Origin of the sequence: Vibrio sp. 10N.222.54.A3, assembly GCF_041474095.1 — a bacterium.
Lineage (GTDB): Bacteria > Pseudomonadota > Gammaproteobacteria > Enterobacterales > Vibrionaceae > Vibrio > Vibrio crassostreae_C.
Genome location: NZ_JBFRTN010000171.1, coordinates 1 through 4,061 on the forward strand (window position 1 = coordinate 1; position 4,061 = coordinate 4,061).

Annotated in this window: 3 protein-coding genes; 2 read left to right on the top strand and 1 reads right to left on the bottom strand. The window is 45.0% G+C overall.

Features of this window, described 5'->3' with window-relative positions:
* Positions 1-71: 71 nt before the first annotated feature.
* Positions 72-1,337, bottom strand: a complete 1,266-nt coding sequence (locus AB4507_RS22780) for an FAD-binding oxidoreductase (protein WP_017066921.1) — start codon at positions 1,335-1,337, stop codon at positions 72-74.
* 110 nt (positions 1,338-1,447) lie between these two features.
* On the opposite strand from AB4507_RS22780, the gene AB4507_RS22785 reads away from it, so the two are divergent.
* Entirely contained in the window at positions 1,448-2,449 is a 1,002-nt protein-coding gene (locus AB4507_RS22785) for a 4-hydroxyproline epimerase (protein ID WP_017066920.1), read from the top strand.
* A gap of 12 nt (positions 2,450-2,461) precedes the next feature.
* Positions 2,462-3,976: an aldehyde dehydrogenase (NADP(+)) gene (locus AB4507_RS22790; RefSeq protein ID WP_069595409.1), complete on the top strand. Its 1,515-nt coding sequence runs from the start codon at positions 2,462-2,464 to the stop codon at positions 3,974-3,976.
* The last annotated feature ends 85 nt before the right edge of the window (positions 3,977-4,061 follow it).

A 4,061-nucleotide genomic window follows, 5' to 3' on the forward strand; every position in this document is an offset into this window, starting at 1 on the left:
TCGTTATTACTTAACTTTTTATTAACATAATGTACATGTATATTTTATACAATATTTAATTTCAAAATTTTTTAACAAAAGCGATCTAGCTTAAACGACGAAATATTAACCAGTGTTTTTTGTTGATTAATAAGCTGGCTTATTAGATCAGAAGTGACCGCAGCCTGAGTAAGCCCTAAATGCTGGTGTCCTAAAGAGAACAAAACTCGTCCACTTTTATCGCAATCAATAATCGGCAAAGAATCAGGAAGTGACGGCCTATTGCCCATCCAAACCTTACCCGTCTCCGTCAGATCCACATCTTGCGCCAACACTCCTTTTGCTAGCCCTTTTAGCATATTTGCCCGCTTGTAGTTGGGAGGAGAATTGAGATCGGCGTACTCGACAGTCCCCGCTAAACGTAGCCCTTGTTCCATTGGTGTCATGATAAATTTTCTATCTGCCGAACTAACGGGAAATGGCAGTATTCCTTTCAGATTTGGCATCATAAGGTGATAACCACGTTCGGCCTGAAGTGGGATTGAAACCCCTGTAATCTTCTTTACCAACGGGACTGATTCCGCCCCGCATGCCACCACAGAAAAATCCGTTGAGTAAGTGTTTTTTTGCGTAATCACCACACCATGCCCAGACTCAAAATAAGCATCTATCACGTCTTCATTTATCCATGCGCCACCTAAACTCAGAAAGCTACGCTTTAGCTCAAGGCATATTTTATAAGGATTAACACTATGCGAAGTGTCTGGAAAGAAGACCCCTACTTTTATCTTATTAGAAAGATTCGGCACCTGATCACGCAATTTTTCACGCTGCCATATTTGATAACGTACCCCTTGACGTTCTAGTGCTTTTAACGTCGTTTGATAACGCTTAAACAGTGTATCGTTTTCAAAACTGAGCAGAGAACCATTATGAATAATGAGCTCTGACAACCCAACCGGTTCCAATAGCGATTGCCAACTTTTCATCGCGTGAGAATTGAGTTCTGTCAGCGCTTTCGTCGCATGTTCAGTTGGCGATTTTCTTGCTTTAGACAAGAAACGGAGCATCCAAATAAAGGTGGAATGCAGATCTTGATAGCGGATGGATACCGGACTTTTTGTTGAAAGTAACATTTTTGGTAACTGGGTTAGTAAACTCGGACTCGCCAAAGGAAACACTTGCTCAGTTGCGAAATGTCCCGCATTACCTTTTGAGCACTTTTCACCCGCATCAGCCCGTTCAAATACTGTCACCTTTTTCCCTTCGAGCTGAAGTTTTAACGCAATACACAAACCGATCACACCACCTCCAATCACTGCTACCCTCGTGTCGGGTGATGAAATTTTGCACACCATTATTTTGCTCCCTATCACGTTTATCACACAAAATTGTATAAAATATACTTAACATTAAGATAACATTCAAATTCAGCACTACAACTTATTTCACTATCAAGGAGCGAGAAATGAGACAAGGAACTTTTTTTTGTATTGATGCTCATACCTGTGGCAATCCCGTTCGACTGGTTGCGGGTGGTGTGCCCCCACTCGTAGGCAAAACAATGAGCGAGAAACGTCAGTACTTTCTAGAGCACTTCGATTGGATTCGCCAAGCCTTGATGTTTGAGCCTCGTGGTCATGCAATGATGTCTGGTTCTGTTGTTCTAGCTCCATGTAGTGACAACGCAGATGCTTCCATTCTATTTATTGAAACCAGTGGCTGTCTCCCAATGTGTGGTCACGGCACCATAGGTACCGTCACATCCGCCTTAGAGCACAAACTCATCACTCCGAAACAAGAAGGAAAACTGATCTTAGATGTGCCGGCGGGACAAATAGAAGTTCACTATCAACGAGAGGGTGAAAAAATCACGTCGGTTAAGATCTTTAATGTTGCTGCCTACCTCGCTCATCAAGACATTACAGTAGATATTGAAGGGCTTGGCACCATAACGGTTGATGTTGCTTACGGAGGTAATTACTACGTAATTGTCGATCCACAAACGAGCTATCTCGGTTTGGAGCATTACAGCTCAGACCAAATATTAATGCTAAGCCCTAGAGTAAGAGAGGCTGTTTCTGCAGCGGTCGAATGTGTACACCCTGATGACCCAACCGTTTGTGGCGTATCACACGTACTTTGGACAGGTAAGCCAACTCAACCCGGAGCGAGCGCAAAAAATGCGGTTTTCTATGGCGAAAAAGCACTTGACCGATCCCCTTGTGGTACAGGAACAAGCGCGAGAATGGCGCAATGGCACGCCAAAGGAAAGCTCAACATCGGAGAAGATTTTATCCATGAAAGCATCATCGGCAGTTTATTTACAGGTCGCATTGAAGACACAACAGAAATAAACGGTAACGCGGCTATCTTACCTAGTGTCGAAGGTTGGGCTCACGTAACCGGACACAACACTATCTGGGTCGATGACCAAGACCCGTACGCCCACGGATTTGAACTCAAATAACTAGGAATTTCCATGAACCAGACCGATAGCTTTGCTGCAATTAATCCAGCAACCGAACAGACCATAGAAGGTCTATTTCCACAGCACAATGAACAAGATGTTGACCTCGCCGCTATGGCTGCAAACGAAATCACTCAGCAGTTTCGTCGCACGTCACCAATAAATCGAGCACAATTACTAAGAACTATTGCCGAGTGTCTCGAAGCGAAAAGAGTATCCATAGTGGAACGAGCTCACTTGGAATCAGCCCTCCCACTGGCAAGGCTTAACGGGGAGTTAAGCCGGACGACTGTGCAATTAAACTTATTTGCTAATGTTCTAGAGGGCGGATTATGGCAAGACGCTATTTTTGACACCGCAAATCCAGAGCGATCTCCACTACCAAAGCCTGACATTCGCCGCCACAATATCGCTTTAGGCCCAGTCGCCGTTTTTGGCGCCTCAAACTTCCCATTAGCCTTTTCAACGGCTGGTGGCGATACCGCTTCAGCACTCGCTGCCGGGTGTCCTGTCATTGTAAAAGGTCATCCTGCTCACCCCGGCACCAGTGCAATTGTGGCGAAATGCATTGCTACTGCTCTCGAACAACTCGCTATGCCACAAGCAATATTTACTTTATTGCAAGGCACTAGCCACAAGTTAGGTCAATCGGTCGTCACCCACCCACTTGTTAAAGCGGTTGGTTTTACTGGATCAATTCATGGCGGTCGCGCACTTTTCGATCTCGCCAACCAAAGAGTAGAACCTATCCCATTTTACGGTGAGCTTGGGGCGTCTAACCCTGTATTCATCTTATCGCACCGCATGCAGCAACATGCGTTGTCACTTGCTGATGAATTTCTAACATCAATGAATATGGGTTGTGGCCAGTTTTGTACCAAGCCTGCCGTCGTATTCATAACTAAAGGAACAGCGACAGATCAATTCCTTACTCATGTTCGCCAAAGCATCCAATGTTTACCTGAACAAATAATGCTCACCACGGGAATCAGACAAAACTACATTCAACAGTGTTTAGAGCGTTCGTCTCAACCAGGACTTATTCAAACTCGCTCTTCCGTAAGCCATAGTGTTGCGGCCATGGTATTTGAAACTACAGCCAAACAATGGCGTGACAATCCTCAATGGCAAGAAGAGATCTTTGGACCACAGTCGATAATTGTCGTATGTGACGATGACCAAGAAATGATAGTTCTCAGCAAAGAACTCGCTGGCAGTTTAACCGCAACGATTCAGGCGCAACCCGAAGACTATTCTATTGCTGCCAAATTAATACCACAGTTAGAAGAGGTGGCAGGAAGATTGGTATTCAATGCTTGGCCAACCGGTGTCGAGGTAAGTTATGCCATGGTTCATGGAGGCCCATACCCAGCTTCAACAATGTCGGCCAGTACATCTGTTGGAGCGGAAGCAATCAAGCGCTGGTTGCGACCGGTTGCTTACCAAGCCGTACCTGACGAGCTTCTCCCTGATGCACTAAAGCGCGAGAACCCTCTCAACCTCCGACAGTCGGTTGATGGATGTTAAACTCATTACTTTAAACTATATAGCCAGCCAATTAACGGCTGGCCTTATCCAAAGCGCTAAGTATTTTAAGGTTCATCGCGGATTA